Genomic DNA, 17,134 nt, shown 5'->3' with positions numbered 1-17,134 from the left:
GCACCTTCCTGGCCGGCAGCAACGGGTGCGCAGGGGGATCCTGGGGGAGCACGCGCCAGGCAGGCTGCGCTGGACGGAGTGACGTGTTGTGTGCCGATCCCGACAGATCGGTCGTGCGCATTAGAACAACCAAAAACGTAAATTTACGTTCGCTGCCGGTGATCGAGTCGTTGCGCGCCGCACACGCCCCTGCACATGCAGTGCACGGATCAGATTCATAAGCCGCAGGCGGGTCGCACGCGGTACGCTTTGCCAATGTCATCCAGTGAAAGGCCTTCCATGAATTTCGGCAGTGACAACCAGTCCGGCGTTTCGCCACGCATCCTCGATGCACTCATCGCAGCGTCCTCGGGCACCGCTGCCTCGTATGGAAATGATGCGTGGACCCGCCAGGCCGAACAGGCGATCGCGCGCGTGTTCGAGCACGACGTCAAGGCCTTCTTCGTGGCCACCGGTACCGCCGCCAACTGCCTTGCCCTGTCTGCAGTGGCGCAGCCCTGGAATGCCATCCTGTGCCATGCACAGGCGCACCTGATCAGCGATGAATCCACTGCACCGGAGTTCTTCACCGGTGGCGCGCGCCTGCTGCCGATCGCCACCGACAGCGGCAAGATCACCCCGGCGGCGCTGCGCGATACGCTCAAGCGGCTGCCCGATGCGCGGCCGCACAGCGTCAAGCCAGCGGCGGTGTCGCTGGCACAGGCCACCGAGAACGGCCTGGTGTACACGCCCGCCGAACTGAAGGCACTGTCCGACCTCGCCCATGAGCATGGCCTGCACGTGCACATGGATGGGGCGCGCTTGGCCAACGCGGTGGCGGCGCTGGGCTGCACACCTGCCGAAATGACCGTGCACGCCGGCATCGACGTGCTGTCCTTCGGTGCGTCAAAGGACGGCGCATTGGCGGCAGAGGCGGTGGTTTTCTTCAAGCCGGAACTTGCCGAAGGATTCGATTACCGGCGCAAGCGCGCGGGCCAGCTCGTATCCAAGGGACGCCTGTTCGGCGCCCAGTTCACCGCCTGGCTGCAGGACGACCATTGGCTGGACCTCGCCCATCAGGCGAACCACGCCGCACAGGTGCTCGCCGTCTCCCTGCAGGCGCATGCGGACATCCGCCTGGCTTGGCCGGTGCAGGCCAACGAAGTGTTCGTGGTGATGCCCAAGCCCCTGCTCGAACGCCTGCTGGCTGCGGGTGCGGAGTGTTATGACTGGTATCCGGACAGCCTGCCGACTTCGATGCCACTGGGCGCCGATGAGGTGCCGGTGCGCTTCGTCACGGCGTGGTCGACCAGCCAGCAGCAGTTGGATGAATTCGCTGAGGTGCTGGGCAGCTGATGCCGGCAGGCGGGTACGCCCCGCGTCGTCGTCGGGCGTGCCAAGAACGCAGGAGGGCGGCCGAAGCCGCCCTCCTGTTGCTGCCATGACAGTCGCGGTGCGCCTGTCAGCGGTCTTACCTGTACTCGCGCTCGCAGCGACGCTCGACCACGCGATCACCGGTCTTCTGCTGGTGACGGCCCTGGATGTTGCGGCCTGCTGCGCCGCCGGCCACGGCGCCAGCGACGGTGGCCAGCTTCTTGCCGTTGCCGCCACCAATCTGGTTGCCGAGCAGGCCACCCACCACCGCGCCGGTGGCGGTACCTGCGATGCGGTTGGAATCCTTGCTGTTGCGCTGTACTTCCACGTTGCGGCAAACCACGCGGCTGCCGTCGTCGAAGCGGCGGCCTTCATCGCGCGGGCCGTACGTCTGCGCGGACACCGCCGAGGATGCGGCCATCAGGGCGCCAGCGCACAAAAGGGGGATGGACATCTTCATCGGGGGACTCCTTCACGGTCCGGGTGTATGCCGACAGTCTTCCCCGGACGTTGGCAAACCCGGGTGAATTCCCGTGCAGGGACTGTGCAGGCGGGTCGCCCTGTTCAGCCAGCGGTGGGCCGTGCCGACCGAGGCGCGTCTTCACTGCGGGACAGCAGTGCGTCCGCGCGACGCACCAGCTCGGCCGCGGAAAACGGCTTGGCCAGTACTTCCATCCCTGCCTCCATGTGCCCGGCGCCGACCGCCGCACTGGCCGCGTAGCCGGTGATGAACATGACCGGCAAGCCGGGGCGGCATTGCCGGCCGGCGTCGGCGACCTGCCGGCCATTCAAGGGTCCGGTCAGCCCGACGTCGGTCAGCAGAAGATCGATCGGCTCCACCGAGCGCAACACGTCCAGGGCAGGCGGTCCCTCGGAGGCTTCGATCACCCGATAGCCTGCCGACACCAGCACCTCACTGACCAGTACGCGCACCGCGGTTTCGTCTTCCACCAGCAGCACGGTGCGCATCGGCCCGCGTCGCACTTCGTTCTCGGCCACCGCCGCTGCTGGGTCCGCCGGCGCCTGCATGCCTTCGGCCATCCGCGGCAGGTAGAGATGCATCGTGGTGCCCTGCATGGGACGGGAATCCACTTGGACCTGACCACCGGACTGCCGCGTGAATCCGTAGATCATCGAAAGCCCGAGGCCGGTGCCCTGGCCGATCGGCTTGGTGGTGAAGAACGGCTCGAACACCTTCGCTACGACGTCCGCTTCCATGCCCGTGCCGCTGTCGCGCACCGACAAGCGCACATAGGGGCCAGGCGGAAGTTCAAGCGCCGCTGCATCGGTACCGGCCAGTTCAACGGCGTCGCTGCTGATGTCCAGTGTTCCGCCATCAGGCATGGCATCGCGTGCATTGATGCACAGGTTCAACAGCGCATTCTCCAGCTGGGGCCCATCGACCTGCACCGCGGCACCGCCATCGTCGAAAGCGGTGCTGATGGCGATCGACGGCCCCAGCGAGCGCGTGATGATCTCCATCATGCCGAGCACCATCTGCTCCACCACCACACCGGTGGGGGCGAGAGTCTGCCGCCGCGAGAACGCCAGCAGTCTCTGGGTCAGCGCCGCGGCGCGGTCGGCACCGGAACGCGCCATTTCCACGTAGCGGCCCAGGTCGTCGATACGTCCCTGGGCGACCCGCATTTCCAGCAGTTCCAGTCCCATCGACACCGACGTCAGCAGATTGTTGAAATCATGCGCGATGCCGCCGGTGAGCTGGCCGACCGCTTCCATTTTCTGGCTCTGGCGCAGCTTTTCTTCGGTCATCAACAACTCGGCACTACGTTCGCGCACGCGCTCTTCCAGGGTGACCGTCAGCTGCTGCAGCCGCTCTTCGGCCTCACGTTTCCCGGTGATGTCCGTGGCCGTGCCGAACCATTCGCTGACCGACCCGTCCGCGTCCAACATGGGGACCACGCGCATCAACACCCAGCGATGGCTGCCGTTGCGCAGCGGCGTGCGGTGCTGGATCTCGAACGGCTTCTTCTGCAGGTCCGCCTCGGCAAGGGCGGCATCCACCATGGCGCGGTCATCAGGATGTACGAAGGCTTCCCGCCAGTTCCAGTCCGGCGGCAACAATTGCGCGGTATCGCCCTGGCGCAGGATCTGTCGGCGCTCGCGCCAGTCCGCCGACAGCGCATACAGTACCTGCGATGAGGCAGCGACCAGCGCGCCAAGCCGCCGCTCGCTGGCGGCAAGGGCATCGATCGCAGCCCGCTCCAGGGTGCGGTCGCGCAGCACGATGACGAAGCCGATCGCGGTGCCCTCCTCGTCGCGCAGCAGAGTCAGTGCGCCCTGCGCCCAGAAGGTTTCGCCGGTCTTGCGCAGCAAGGGGCGCTCGCCGGACAGCCCGCCTTCGGCCAGCGCCACCTTCATCCCGTGCTGGAACCGGCCTGCCCGGCGATCCTTCTCCAGGTAGAAACGCTCGGGGGTCTGCCCCAGCATCTCCGCTTCGGTCCAGCCAAGCGTATGCCGTGCACCTTCGTTCCACAGCGTAATGCGCCCTTCCAGGTCCATGGCGAAGATGGCGTAGTCCATCGCACTGTCCATGATCTGCCGGTGCCGCGCCTCGCTGCGCCTGAGCCTGCGCTGCAACGCCACCTGCGAGGTGACATCCAGGCCCTGCACGAACACGCCGATCGACTGGCCCGCCTCGTCCTTGACCGGCTGGAAGACGATGTCCAGCTTGCGCGGCTCGGCCGTGCTGCCATCGGCAGCGAGCGGGTCATAGGTCACCTCCGTACCGATGTATGTCTCCCCGCTGCGGTACACCTGGTCCAGCAGCGGCAGGTAGCCCTGGTCGATCACTTCCGGGATCGCGTCGGCCAGCCGCTGGCCGATCACCGGCCGATTCCCCACCATCTCAGCGTATCGCGGATTGGCCAGCTCCACCCGGTGCTCCGGCCCACTCAGGAAGGCCATGAACATCGGTGATTTCTCGAACAGGGCGATCAGCCGCTCGTTCTCATGGGCCAGCCGCTGCTGCGCCACGATGGCCTGGGTGACTTCGCGGGTCACGCAGAACACCCCACCTATACGGCCGTCCTCAAGCAGGATCGGCGAGAACGAGAACGTCCACCAGGTGTCTTCCACCGCTCCATGGCGGTTCATCTGCACCGGCATGTTGTCAAAGCGCGATGATTTTCCTGCCAGGGCCTGTTCAATGGGTCCCCTCACTGCGTCCCACGCATCGGCCCACAGCGTACGCAGCGGCGCGCCCATCGCCTGTTCCAGCCGCGGGCCGAGGATCGGGCTGTAGGCATCGTTGAACAGGAACACCAACTCATCGCCCCACACCAGGTACATGCTTTCCGGACTGGCCAGCATCAGGCTGGTGGCATGCCGCAGTGCGAGTGGCCAGCCATCCGGATGGCCAAGCGAAGTAGCCTGCCAGTCATGCCCGCGCACGCGATCGGCTGCATCCCCGACAGTGAAGGGGAATCCGCGTTGGGCCTTGCCCAGGTAGGGGGAAGTCGACAAGACTGCGCACGCCAGGACCAGGAAAGCGGGCAATCTAATGCAGAAGTGGCGGCAACAGTGTCAACGCGCTCCCTCGCGGGGCGTTGCATGAGCATCGAATTCACGCTCCACGGCAGCGTTATTCTCGATATTCCCTCGCTCTACGGCGAGCTCAACCGCGTGTTCATGGCAGACGAGGACTGGGCGCTCGGCAACAGCCTGGACGCACTGGATGACCTGCTTTATGGCGGCTATGGCGCACTGCAAGGCCACAAGGCAGTGACGGTGGTCTGGCAAGACATGGAAACCAGCCGCGCCGCGCTCGGCGTGGCAGCCACCACAGCCTGGCTTCAGCACAAGCTTGACCAGCCAGGGCGTTTCAACAGCGCGTCCCTGCAGGCACAGCTGCTCGCCCTGCAGCAAGGCCACGGCCAGACCTACTTCGACATCGTGCTGGACATCTTCGCCAGCCACCCGCAGATCCACCTGCAGCCCGCGTGACGGGTGATGGGGCCCTGCGCGGCGGCTCTGCGCTGGCCGTGGTACGCAGAGCCATGCTCGGCGGATGCCTCAGGTGGCGACCGAGGTCGCCACTACGGGGATGCTTCAGGTGGCGACCAAGGTCGCCACTACGGTGCGGACTTGCCCGGCAGCAGATAGCGCAGGCCCAGCGTGAAACCACGTGGTGCGATGCTCAGGTGGTCCTCGTCGTTCAACACATCCAGCCGCATCACCAGCGAGGGATAGCCACGGCTGCGCAGCGTGCGCTCCATGCGGCGCGCATCCTCCACCATGTCATCGTCCTGCAGGTAACGCGGATCGCCGACCCGCTTCGCCTCGTACTCGCCGATGTAGAAATACACCTTCGCCGGCATGTCCTTCAGGGTTGCCGCAGACGCCTGCTCCATGCGCTCCATCACGTGCTGGTCGAACCAGTACGACGGGCTGCCCAGCACATACCCGGCAAACAGCGACGGCTCGCTCAGCAGGATCTGCGTGCCCAGCAGTGCACCATAGGAATGGCCCAGGAACAGGCGCTGCGTCTCATCGGTGCGAAAGCGACTGGCCACGAACGGCAGCACCTGGTCGCGCAGGTAAGCGGCGTGAGCCGCCCCGCCGCCATGCACCGCCTCGGCCGGCGCACCCTCTGCGCCGTTGACGGTCGGCGTGTAGTCGCGGCGGCGGCTCGGCATGCCCTCCTCGCCCACGGCGTAGGACACCCCGACCAGGATGAACTCCTGCACCGAACTGCCCAGCCGGCGGCCGACCTGGCGTAGTACCGGGAAGGCATAGTCGGCATCGGTGACATACAGCACCGGGTAGCGGCGCGCAGGCTCCTTCTCATACGAAGCAGGCAGCTGCACGAACACCTGGTAATCGCGTCCGGAGGCGGGATCCGGCACGTCCCATACCTGGCTTCCGATGATTTCGTACGGTTGGCCGTGTCCGCGCTGTGCAGGGGCGCGCTCACCCGCGCTTGCACCGCCCACCAGCAGCACGGCGAACAAAGTCGATACCAGAAGGCGCATCATTCCAGCTCCCCGATGCGCTCAAGCACCGGCGCAGCGGACATGTCGTTCGGGTTGGTGCCCGGCGCCCCCTGTGGCACGTCCATGCCGCGGCTGCGGTAGAACTCCACCCAGTACGGCGAGACTTCTCCCGTCTGCAGGTTCTTGAAGTTCATCGGCTGGGTGGCGAATACCTGCTGTGCACGGAACGCACGTTCGATGAAATCCGAGCAGTAGTAGCTGTCCTCATCCTGCACGTAGGTGTCGTTGTAGGGCTTGCCCAACAGGGTGCGCGCCTTGGCGATGGCCGCCGGGATGGCCGCACGCTGTTCGCCCTTCAGGCGGTACAGCACCACGTGGCGGTGCTTGCCACGGGCATCATCAAGGAAGCTGTCCAGCGTCTGCTCACGCGATCCCTTGTCATCGGCATGCAGCACGACCGCGCCGCCGGATTGGCGTGCGATCAGTGCGACGTGGTCGTAGCTCAGGGTACCTGGCTTGCCGGTGGCATCATTGATCGCACCGCTCAGGCCGGTGGTGGCGGCGGTGACGAACAGCAGGTCCCCGTTCTGTGGCTGGGGCGGCGCGGCCTGCGCCGGCAGCAGCGGCGCAAACAACAAGGCAAGGCATAGCAGGGCGACTCTCATGGACGATCACACGGCAGGACAAGGCCGTGATGATGCCATGCCACTCCTGCCGCGGGACGGCCCGCCGCGCCCTGCACGCAGCCGGCACGGCCGTTTGCCGATGATACAGCCCCCTACCCGTCTGCCCTGCCATGGCCAAGCCGTCCGGTTCCCGTCTCGTCGTCTACGCCGCACTCGCCGGCAACCTCGCCATCGCCATCGCCAAGTTCATCGCCGCCGGCCTGTCCGGCAGCTCGGCCATGGTCAGCGAAGGCGTGCATTCGCTGGTCGACACCATCAACGAGCTGTTGTTGCTGTACGGCCTGCACCGCGCCGAACGCAAACCCGATGCAACGCATCCGTTCGGCCATGGCCGCGAGCTGTACTTCTGGAGCTTCATCGTCGCCCTGCTGGTGTTCGCCGCCGGTGCCATCGTGTCCGGCTACCAGGGTGTGCAGCACATCCTGCACCCGGAGCCGGCCACCAACCACCTGGTGAGTTACATCGTGCTCGGTGTTTCGATGGTGTTCGAAGGCACTTCGTGGTGGATCGCGCTGCGCGAATTCCGCGCTACCAAGGGCCACATGGGCTACTTCGAAGCGTTCCGACGCAGCAAGGACCCCACCACTTTCACCGTGCTGCTGGAAGACAGCGCGGCGCTGCTCGGGCTGGGCTTTGCGATGGTCGGCCTGCTCGCTGCACAGTTGCTGGACATGCCGGTGCTGGATGGCGTGGCGTCGCTGTGCATTGCCGCCGTGCTGGCTGCCACCGCCTTCCTGCTGGCCCGCGAAACCAAGGGCCTTCTCGTTGGCGAGGCCGCACACCCGCACGTGGCCGAACGCATCCTGGCAGTAGCCAGCGCCGATCCGGACGTGCGCCGTGCCAACGGCCTGAGCACCATGCAGATGGGACCCAACCAGGTGGTTGCGATGCTCAGTGCGGAGTTCGAAGACGACCGCACCACGCCGCAGATCGAGGAATGCATCACCCGCATCGAGCAGGTGGTGAAGCGCGAGTATCCCGAGCTGACGGCGTTGTTCATCAAACCGCAGACGCCGGAGGTCTATCGCGCGCGTCGGGCGGCGATGCTGGCCGGGCCGGTGGCGGAGGGCTGACGACCGCTTGCCCGGCGATGCCTGTAGGTGACCACTCGGTTCCAGAGCGCCTGCGGCGCCTGTCCGGGCATGCTAGTGCCGCGCTTTGCCGGGCGAGCCGAAGAACACGCGTGCACAGGCCATCCCTGCTACGCCACCACACGGGTAGCGGCATCCCGGACGTTGGCCGCCTCCCCTACAATGGTCCATCCGCGGCCGCCCCGTGCCCGCACCCGCCTCAAGATGGACCCCGCGTGACCCAGAAACAGCCCGAACACACCCCGCTCATGAAGCAGTTCTTCGCCGCCAAGTCCGAGTTCCCGGACCTGCTGCTGTTCTTCCGCATGGGCGATTTCTACGAGCTGTTCTACGACGACGCACGCAAGGCCGCGCGGCTGCTGGACATCACCCTGACCCAGCGTGGCAGCTCGGGGGGCGCCCCGATCCCGATGGCCGGCGTGCCGGTGCATGCCTATGAAGGCTACCTGGCCCGGCTGGTGGCCTTGGGCGAATCGGTGGCAATCTGCGAACAGATCGGCGACCCCGCCCTGGCCAAGGGCCTGGTGGAACGCAAGGTGGTGCGCATCGTCACCCCCGGCACCGTCACCGACGAAGCCTTGCTGGACGAGCGCCGCGACACCCTGCTGATGGCGCTGTCGCGCAGCAGGTCCGGCTACGGGCTGGCGTGGGCAGACCTGGCCGGCGGGCGCTTCCTGGTCAACGAAGTCGACACCGACGACGCGCTGGAAGCCGAGCTCGCACGGTTGGAACCGGCCGAACTGCTGGTCCCCGACGAAGAGAACTGGCCCGAATTCCTGCGCCAGCGCAAGGGCGTGCGGCTGCGTGCGCCGTGGCTGTTCGACGCCGACAGTGGCCGCCGCCAGCTGCTGGCGTTCTTCAAGCTGCATGACCTCAGTGGATTCGGCATCGATGACAAACCACGTGCCACCGGTGCCGCCGGGGCGCTGCTGGGCTACGTCGAAGAAACCCAGAAGCAGCGCCTGCCGCACCTGACCTCCATCGCGATGGAAAACGCGGGCGAAGCGATCGCGATGAATGCCGCCACGCGCCGCCACCTGGAGCTGGATACCCGCGTCGATGGGGATACCCGCAACACGCTGCTCGGCGTGCTGGACAGCACCGTCACCCCGATGGGCGGACGCCTGCTGCGGCGCTGGCTGCACCGGCCGCTGCGCCTGCGCGAGGTACTGGTACAGCGCCACCATGCCGTGGAAACCCTGATCGACCGCGGCGCGGATGCGGATATCCGTGAACAGTTCCGGCGCCTGGGCGACCTGGAACGCATCCTGACCCGCGTGGCGCTGCGTTCGGCGCGCCCACGCGATTTTTCCACACTGCGCGATGGCCTGGGCCTGCTGCCGGCGGTGCGCGAGGTGCTCGCCCCGCTGGATTCGCCGCGCCTGCAGGCGTTGCATCAGCTGCTCGGCGAGCACGACGACTGCGCGCGCCTGCTGGCCAGCGCCATCGCCGACATGCCACCGCTCAAACTCAGCGACGGTGGCGTGCTGGCGGATGGCTTCGATGAAGAACTGGATGAACTGCGCCGGCTTTCCACGCACGCCGACCAGTTCCTGATCGACCTGGAACAGCGCGAACGCGAAAGCAGCGGCATCGCCACGCTGAAGGTCGGCTACAACCGCGTCCACGGCTATTACATCGAAATCAGCAAGGGCCAGTCCGACCGCGCCCCGGTGCACTACACCCGCCGCCAGACGCTGACCAATGCCGAACGCTACATCACCGAAGAACTGAAGAGTTTCGAAGACAAGGTGCTGTCCGCGCGCGACCGTTCACTGTCGCGCGAGAAGCAGCTTTACGAGCAGCTGCTGGACACGCTGGGCGACTGCCTGGAGCCGCTGAAGCAGTGCGCCGGCGCGCTGAGCGAACTGGATGTGCTGGCCGGTTTCGCCGAACGCGCGCAAGCGCTGGACTGGGCTCGGCCGGAGCTGGACACCGCGCCCTGCCTGAAGATCGAACGCGGGCGCCACCCCGTGGTGGAAGCGGTGCGCGACCAGCCGTTCGAACCCAACGACCTGGACCTGCACCCCGACCGCCGCATGCTGGTGATCACCGGCCCGAACATGGGCGGTAAGTCCACGTACATGCGGCAGAACGCACTGATCGTGCTGCTGGCGCATATCGGCAGCTTCGTGCCCGCCAGCCGGGCGGTGATCGGCCCGATCGACCGCATCCTGACCCGCATCGGCGCCGGCGACGACCTGGCGCGCGGGCAGTCGACCTTCATGGTGGAGATGGCCGAGACCAGCTACATCCTGCACCACGCCACTGCGCATTCGCTGGTACTGATGGATGAGATCGGTCGTGGTACGTCAACCTACGATGGCCTGGCGCTGGCCGACGCGGTGGCGCGTCATCTGGCATGGCAGAACCGGTGTTACACCTTGTTTGCCACGCACTATTTCGAGCTGACCGCACTGGCCGGCGAACAGCACGAAGGTGACCGCAGCGGGATCGCCAACGTGCATCTGGACGCGGTGGAACACACCGACCAGAACGGCGGCGAGCGGCTGGTGTTCATGCATGCAGTGAAGGATGGCCCGGCCAACCGCAGCTTCGGCCTGCAGGTAGCCGCGCTGGCCGGGCTGCCGCGCGCGACGGTGGCGCAGGCACGACGTCGGCTGGCCGAACTGGAACAGCGCGGGGGTGAAACCCAGTCGGCGGCCGTTGCGCCGCAGGCGCTGGATGCGCCGCAGCAGTTCGGATTGTTTGCCGCCCACAACACCGCCGCGCTCGATGCCTTGGCGGCAGTGGACCCGGACGAACTGACGCCGCGGCAGGCGTTGGAAGCACTGTATCGGTTGAAAGCGCTGGTCTGATTCTGCACGGCCCGCTGCGCTCGCCGACCCTGGGTCGGCGTTAGCGGGGCGGGCATGTTGACCTGCGGTCACTCGTAACGAAGCGCGTCTATGGGATCCAGTCCGGCTGCTTTGGCGGCGGGGATCGTTCCGAACACCACGCCGACGGCGGCGGAGAACAGGACCGACAGGAGAATCGTCCACCACGGCGCCGTGGCCGGTGGCAGCCCGGGGATGACCAGAGAAGCGAGCAGGCCGCCTGCGTAACCGACTACTACGCCGATGATCCCGCCGATCGCGGAAAGCAGCGCCGCCTCGCTGAGGAACTGCAGCAGGATGGCTTGGCGGGTGGCTCCAAGCGCTTTGCAGATGCCGATTTCGCGGGTCCGTTCGGTGACTGAAACCAGCATGATGTTCATGATGCCGATACCCCCGACCAGCAGCGAGACACCCACGATCCCCGCGAACACCATGCTGACCAGATGGATGATGCTCTTCAGCGAATCCCCAAGTTGCTCAGCGGTTTCGACTCGAAAGTCGCCTCCTTGGCTACCTCCCCGGAGGCGGGACTGACGCAGCAGCGATTCGATCCTCTCCTTCACTGCCTCCATTTCTGCCGTATCGGCGACCTGGACGTCGATACTGAGATCCACCTGAGATGCATCCCGCACCAGTGCAAGACCGGTGGCGAAAGGCATCAGGACGAAGTCATCCTGGCTGAAGCCAAACACGTCGCCGCGCTCTTCCATCAACCCCACCACCTTGCACCACTCACTGCCGATGCGGATGTACTGGCCGACGGGATCAGCAGGCAGTTCCAGGTTGCCGCGCAGTTTCTCCCCGACCACGCAGACCCGACGACGGGAATCGTTGTCGGCAGCCGTGATGAACCGGCCAAGTCGGGGGTAGACCTGCCGCGAATGCTGGTAAGCCGGTGAACTGGCAATGATTCGGGTGAAGGTATCCGCGCGCCCCGCATGCACCGTGCCGCCATGGTCGCCCATGACGTTGAAGCTCGGAGACACTTCCCCCACCCCGGGCAAGCCGTCGACCAGGCGCTGGTAATCCTCCAGTGATATCCGGCTACGGCGACCCTGCAACTGGTCATCGAAGGAGGTCTCGGACCGGACGGTCAGGTTGTTCGCGCCCAGACCGGCGAACTGATCCGTAATCGAGGCGGCCATGCCCTGGAAGATCGACACCACCGCGATGACCGAAGCAACACCGATGACGATGCCCAGCACGGTCAACAGACTGCGCATGGCGTGCGCGCGGATGCTTGCCCAGGCCGACTCGAAGATCAACAGGAGATCAGCCATTCCGCTGACGCCTCCGGTCCGCGGTCACCTTCCCATCTTCGATACGGATGACGCGGTGGCAGTGGTCCGCAATATCCGTCTCATGGGTGATCATGACGATGGTGCTTCCGTGAGCCCAGAGCGCGTCGAACAGCGCCATGATGTCTCGCGTTGTTGCGGAATCGAGGTTGCCGGTAGGCTCGTCGGCGAGCAGGATTGATGGCGAGCCGCACAGCGCACGCGCAATCGCCACACGCTGCCGCTGCCCCCCGGACAACTGGCTGGGGAGATGGTCTGCGCGGTCCGCCAGCCCCACCTTGCACAAGGCGTCCATGCCCCGCTGCTGGCGCTCTGCGGGTCCCATCCTCCGGTACAGCAACGGATGCATGGCATTCTGCAGTGCGGTTGCGCGCGACATCAGGTTGAAGCTCTGGAAAACGAAGCCGATGGCGCGATTGCGTACTCCTGCCATCTCGCGCTCGTCCAGGCGCGTGACCGGCTGACCCGCGAGCAGATAGTTTCCTGCACTGGGCCGGTCCAGGCACCCCAGGATGTTCATCAAGGTGGTCTTCCCGGATCCCGAAGGGCCGGTGATGGCAACGTACTCGTTGCGCGCTATGGTCAGATCGATTCCGCGCAGTACCGGAACCTGCTCGCCCGCCATAGCGTAGTGCTTGTAGACCTGTTGCAACGCGAGGATGGGCTGCATGTCAGGGCAGTTCCAACATCGCCGGCACCGCACGTACGCGCTGGTTGTCACGCAGATGCCGCATCGTTTTTGCAGGTCCGGTGATGACCCGATCGCCGCGCGCCAGTCCCGAGACAATCTCGACATGGCTGTCGTCGGACACGCCGGATTCGACGTGCCGCCTGACGACTGCGCCTCCCGACTCCACCAGCAGGTAGTACCGCTGCTGCGCCGCCTTGCCTGCCGCACCTCGGTGGCGTGCACCATCGGCCTGTTCGCTCAACAGTGCCTGCACCGGCACCGCGACCGGTGTACGGCCGACATCAACAAACACCTCGGCACGGCAGCTCATCCCGGTTCGAAGGTCGGCATGGGCGTGGCCATCAAGGGCGATCTGGACCGCGTAGCTGCGCTGGTGTGCGCTGGTGCTCTCGAGCCCGGTTCGCATCGGTGCCAACGCAATCTCCTGGACCCTGCCACTCAGCACCCTGCGGCTGTCCGATCCGGCGAATACCTGGGCCTGCTGTCCTTGCCTGATCCGCGACACATCCATCTCATCGACCTTGATCGTTGCTGCCATCGTGCCGACGTCGGCGATCGTCATCAGGCTGGAGCCCGCGATGCCCGTCGAACTCGGTACCGCGGTTTCGCCGACCTTCAAGGCGATGGACGTGACCACACCTGAGATGGGTGCGCGGATCAGCGTCTTGGCCAGGCTCTCACGCACCTGCACCAAGGCCGCCATGGACTGTTTCAGCTGCTCTCGGCTGGCCTTCAGCCGCAGCCGCGCCAGTGCCACCTCGTGGCGAACCTGATCGTGACTGGCCTGGTCGACCAAGCGCTTGGCTACCAGTTCGGTACTGCGACGTTCCTGGGTCTGGCGGATGTCGAGCAGCTCTGCCTGCTGCTCGATATCCAGTGCCCGCTGACGCACCATTGATTCCCGCTGCTGCACCTCGGCCTTCTGGGTTTCCTGGTCCAGCACCATCACCAGCTGACCGATCTGGACGTGGTCCCCTTCCTTCACCAGCACCTGGCGCACAAGGCCGATGACTTCGGGCGAAAGCGCGGCCGTATCGCGGAAGTCGAAAGTACCGGAACCGAGCACCGACGCGCGCAGGGGCCTGTTCTCCGCGATTTCGTACTGCACCTCCACGGGCTTCCGCCCGCCCCACAGGGCGGCAACCATGCTGCCCGCCAGCACCATGATCACGATGCCACCGGTCACCAGACGCCGGTTCATTGCGTGGCGCCTGCAGCAACGCGCATGGCCCATGCGCCGTACACCAACAGCGCGGGTGCCAGCGCGATCGACAGCGCGCGGATCCAGCCCATGTCGAGCCAGTAGCGCAGGCCGGCTGCACACAGGGCCACCGTCCAGAGTGATTGCACGCCAACCGAACCGGCCAGCGAAAGCCATCGGCTGCCCACGCCGATTCCGGTCAGTTGGGCCATGGACAGCGGGTTGGACAGTTCAGGAGGAAGGTTGCTGGTGTCAGCCATTGCACAACGCAGCGCCATCATCAGCAGCATCACGGTCTCCGGCACCGTCAGCCATGCAGCACGCCCCACCCACCTAACATAGGGGTCCGGGCGGCGGGTACGTGCGACAACCTTCAGATAGGCTGCGGTGAGCAGGATGAAGGCGCCGCCCACCAGCAGCGAGCTGGCGACCGACAGGACGGTGAACAGGCTGCGCCCGAGCAGGTTTCGCATGAACTCGAGCTCGCGACCGTCCAGCTCACTGTGGTCCGCAAGCACGTGGTCCTGCAGCCATGCCAGGTCCACGTTCGCGTAGTAAGTCGCCCAAGCCACCACCGTAGCCAGTGTCAGTGCCAACAGCGGCCACGGCCAGTCGCTGCGTGCCTCAACGCGCTCCCAACCCTTCAACGGATCGAGGATCACATCACCTGCTGTCCTTGCAATACGACTGCTCATCCCGCTCCCTTTTCCATCGTTCGCTTCTCATCCGGCTGAACAAGGCTGGCCATCTCCGGCGACCGACATCATTTCGAAGGACCTGCGGCAGTGCTTCCAGATTTCGATCACGTGTCGCGATGCCGCCTGCGACCAGCTATGTTCGGCTGAGTTTTTCTGCACGACCCGCTGCGCTCGCCGACCCTGGGTCGGCGTTAGCGGGGCGGGCTCAACGCTGGCCCAACAGCAATCACGCGTGTCGCATCTGCTGCTTGTCCGCCACCGCGCAGCTTTCGATCCTGTGGCCTTGCCCGCCGCTGGTTCGTCCATGTCCTATCCCAAACCGCGTCATGACAACGCCATCGATGGCATGCGTGCCATCGCCGTGCTGGCGGTCGTCATTTTCCACGTCGATGCGTCCCTGCTGCCCGGGGGCTTCAGTGGCGTGGACCTGTTCTTCGTGGTGTCCGGCTTCGTCATAAGCCAGTCGCTGGCTTCGCGTCCGCACGCCCACGCCGTCCCCTACCTGCTGGACTTCTACCGTCGCCGGGTACTCCGCCTCCTCCCGGCGCTGCTGCTGGTGCTGCTGGTCACCTTCCTGTTGTCCGCCCTGCTGATGCCGCGTGCGTGGCGTAACGAGCAGTTCGACCAGACCGGGCTGGGCGCGCTGTTCGGGGTCGCCAACTTCGTGCTGGCGTGGCAGCAGGGGGACTACTTCTCTCCGGGTGCAGACCTCAATCCGTTCCTGCATACCTGGACACTGGGCGTGGAGGAACAGTTCTACCTGCTGTTTCCGCTGCTGTTCCTGGTGTGGCTGCGGGCACGGCAATCGCGGCCATGGGTAAACGGGATCCTGCCACTGCTGGCGCTGGCATCGCTGCTGTTGGCGGCCTGGCAGACCAAGGCCGCGCCCATCAGCGCGTTCTATCTGTTGCCAGCACGCCTGTGGGAACTGGCCGCTGGCGCGCTGCTGTATCAATGCATCGCCGCCCGCACGCTGGCGCCGCACTGGCAAGGCTGGGCGGTGCCGGGGCTGCTGCTGGTGGTGGTCGGGTTCCTGTTCGCCGGGGATCAGCCGGTGCCGTTCCCCGGCGCCATCGCCACCGTGGTCGGCACGGTGATGCTGCTTGGCGCTGCGGCATCGGCCAACGGCGCGCCACGACCGCATGTCCTGCTGCGCGGCCTGCAATGGGCGCCGCTGGTGTACCTGGGAAGGTTGTCGTATTCGCTGTATCTGTGGCACTGGCCGTTGCTGGTCCTGCTGCGCTGGACCTACGGCATGCAGGGCATCGCCTTGTGGGCCTATCCCGTCATGCTGCTGGCGCTGGCCAGCGCCTCGTATCACTGGGTGGAATGCCCCCTGCGCAATGCTCACGCTGGTCGCCGCTGGCACCCCGGCAAACTGCTGCTCTGCGCCATGGCCGGCCTGGGCGTTTCCACTGCAGGTGCATGGACCATCCTCCATTACACCGACAGCCTGTCATTGAGCGCCACGCGCGATGGCTACGCCTGGAGGGCACAACGGCAACCCGCCTGGATGCCGGTCGAGCCGATCGATGCACCTGCTCTTGCGGGTCGCCGTCTGTTCGTCGCCGGGGATTCGCACGCGGCGGCCTATCGCAACATGGTGACGATTGCGGCGCGACAGTTCGACCTTGAGCTACACATTGAAGAGCGCGGTGGTTGCAGCATCGTCAACCTGTTGCGGGCCAGCAGCGTGGACTGCGCGCCTTACGTGGGTCGCGTCCTGCAGAAGATCGAAGATGAGGCGCGGCCCGGAGACATCGTACTGCTGGCCTCGCTGCGCATGCAGGAACTGCGCGATGCGGACTGGAGCCGTGGCGAAGCAGCAGGCTTCGCTGCCCTGCGCGGCGAGCGCAGTGCGGCCGATACCGCTGCGGCCGAGCGCGACGCCGATGCCGTGCTGCAGCGATTGCAGGCGCTCAACGTGCAGGTGATCATCGATGCACCGATGCCGGTGTTCCGCTCGGCCGCCTACCGATGCTCCGATGCCTTCAACCGGATGAACCCGGCCTGCGCCGGCGGACTCAGCGTGCCGCGTGCGGAGATGGAGGCCCTGCGCGCGCCGCAGATGGCGATGCTTCAACGTCTGTCGGCACGCTATCCGGCGCTGCACGTCTGGGATCCGATGCCTTTGCTCTGCACGCCACAGCGCTGCGCGGCAATGGATGGCGACCAACCTCTGTTCTTCGACCAGGATCACCTGAGTGGGCACGGCAACCGCACCCTGCTGCCTGATTTCGACCGCCTGCTGCTGGAGATAGGGGAGCGCACTGCCGCCATCGCGACTCCGCCTGCTGCTGGCGTGCCCCATGGCACACCGTGAAGCC

13 protein-coding genes are annotated in these 17,134 nt (G+C 65.9%); 5 read left to right on the top strand and 8 right to left on the bottom strand.

Annotation, left to right across the window (positions count from 1 at the left end; translation table 11 throughout):
- The first annotated feature begins 279 nt into the window (after positions 1-279).
- Complete coding sequence (locus H9654_RS12155) at positions 280-1,335, top strand: threonine aldolase family protein (protein WP_191771039.1); 1,056 nt, start codon at positions 280-282, stop codon at positions 1,333-1,335.
- Positions 1,336-1,450: 115 nt separating this feature from the next.
- Here the strand turns inward: H9654_RS12155 and H9654_RS12150 are convergent, their stop codons facing one another.
- Both H9654_RS12150 and H9654_RS12145 read right to left on the bottom strand, forming a co-directional pair.
- Positions 1,451-1,813: a glycine zipper 2TM domain-containing protein gene (locus tag H9654_RS12150; protein WP_101098382.1), complete on the bottom strand. Its 363-nt coding sequence runs from the start codon at positions 1,811-1,813 to the stop codon at positions 1,451-1,453.
- A 104-nt stretch (positions 1,814-1,917) separates the two neighbouring features.
- Positions 1,918-4,662, bottom strand: a complete 2,745-nt coding sequence (locus H9654_RS12145; RefSeq protein WP_225212037.1) for a hybrid sensor histidine kinase/response regulator — start codon at positions 4,660-4,662, stop codon at positions 1,918-1,920.
- Positions 4,663-4,923: 261 nt separating this feature from the next.
- On the opposite strand from H9654_RS12145, the gene H9654_RS12140 reads away from it, so the two are divergent.
- Positions 4,924-5,316, top strand: coding sequence for a barstar family protein (locus H9654_RS12140; RefSeq protein ID WP_191771038.1), 393 nt, complete (start codon positions 4,924-4,926; stop codon positions 5,314-5,316).
- A 128-nt stretch (positions 5,317-5,444) separates the two neighbouring features.
- On the opposite strand, the gene H9654_RS12135 is transcribed toward H9654_RS12140, so the two are convergent.
- Both H9654_RS12135 and H9654_RS12130 read right to left on the bottom strand, forming a co-directional pair.
- Positions 5,445-6,347, bottom strand: a complete 903-nt coding sequence (locus tag H9654_RS12135; RefSeq protein ID WP_191771037.1) for an alpha/beta hydrolase — start codon at positions 6,345-6,347, stop codon at positions 5,445-5,447.
- Positions 6,344-6,970 carry a YiiX/YebB-like N1pC/P60 family cysteine hydrolase gene (locus H9654_RS12130; protein ID WP_191771036.1) on the bottom strand — a complete coding sequence of 209 codons (627 nt, stop codon included), beginning with the start codon at positions 6,968-6,970 and terminating at the stop codon, positions 6,344-6,346. Before H9654_RS12130 ends, H9654_RS12135 begins: the two co-directional genes overlap by 4 nt.
- Before the next feature lie 131 nt (positions 6,971-7,101).
- Between H9654_RS12130 and H9654_RS12125 the strand changes: the two genes are divergently transcribed.
- Positions 7,102-8,064: a cation diffusion facilitator family transporter gene (locus H9654_RS12125; protein ID WP_191771035.1), complete on the top strand. Its 963-nt coding sequence runs from the start codon at positions 7,102-7,104 to the stop codon at positions 8,062-8,064.
- Between the two features lie 266 nt (positions 8,065-8,330).
- Positions 8,331-10,901, top strand: coding sequence for a DNA mismatch repair protein MutS (gene mutS / locus H9654_RS12120; RefSeq protein ID WP_191771085.1), 2,571 nt, complete (start codon positions 8,331-8,333; stop codon positions 10,899-10,901).
- Positions 10,902-10,969: 68 nt separating this feature from the next.
- Here mutS and H9654_RS12115 read toward each other — a convergent pair whose 3' ends face one another.
- Genes H9654_RS12115 through H9654_RS12100 form a run of 4 tightly spaced genes read right to left on the bottom strand, consistent with a single transcriptional unit; the run spans position 10,970 to position 14,804 of the window.
- Entirely contained in the window at positions 10,970-12,199 is a 1,230-nt protein-coding gene (locus H9654_RS12115) for an ABC transporter permease (RefSeq protein WP_191771034.1), read from the bottom strand.
- Positions 12,192-12,887, bottom strand: coding sequence for an ABC transporter ATP-binding protein (locus tag H9654_RS12110; RefSeq protein WP_191771033.1), 696 nt, complete (start codon positions 12,885-12,887; stop codon positions 12,192-12,194). Before H9654_RS12110 ends, H9654_RS12115 begins: the two co-directional genes overlap by 8 nt.
- Before the next feature lies 1 nt (position 12,888).
- Positions 12,889-14,109 carry an efflux RND transporter periplasmic adaptor subunit gene (locus H9654_RS12105; protein WP_191771032.1) on the bottom strand — a complete coding sequence of 407 codons (1,221 nt, stop codon included), beginning with the start codon at positions 14,107-14,109 and terminating at the stop codon, positions 12,889-12,891.
- Positions 14,106-14,804 carry a YIP1 family protein gene (locus H9654_RS12100; protein ID WP_191771031.1) on the bottom strand — a complete coding sequence of 233 codons (699 nt, stop codon included), beginning with the start codon at positions 14,802-14,804 and terminating at the stop codon, positions 14,106-14,108. Before H9654_RS12100 ends, H9654_RS12105 begins: the two co-directional genes overlap by 4 nt.
- A gap of 307 nt (positions 14,805-15,111) precedes the next feature.
- On the opposite strand from H9654_RS12100, the gene H9654_RS12095 reads away from it, so the two are divergent.
- Positions 15,112-17,130 (top strand): acyltransferase family protein, encoded by a 2,019-nt coding sequence (locus H9654_RS12095; RefSeq protein WP_191771030.1) that lies wholly within the window; start codon positions 15,112-15,114, stop codon positions 17,128-17,130.
- The last annotated feature ends 4 nt before the right edge of the window (positions 17,131-17,134 follow it).

The organism is Stenotrophomonas lacuserhaii, assembly GCF_014836545.1.
Taxonomy (GTDB): domain Bacteria; phylum Pseudomonadota; class Gammaproteobacteria; order Xanthomonadales; family Xanthomonadaceae; genus Stenotrophomonas; species Stenotrophomonas lacuserhaii.
Note: the sequence above shows the minus strand (reverse complement) of the source record. Positions and strands in the feature narration are given on the sequence as shown.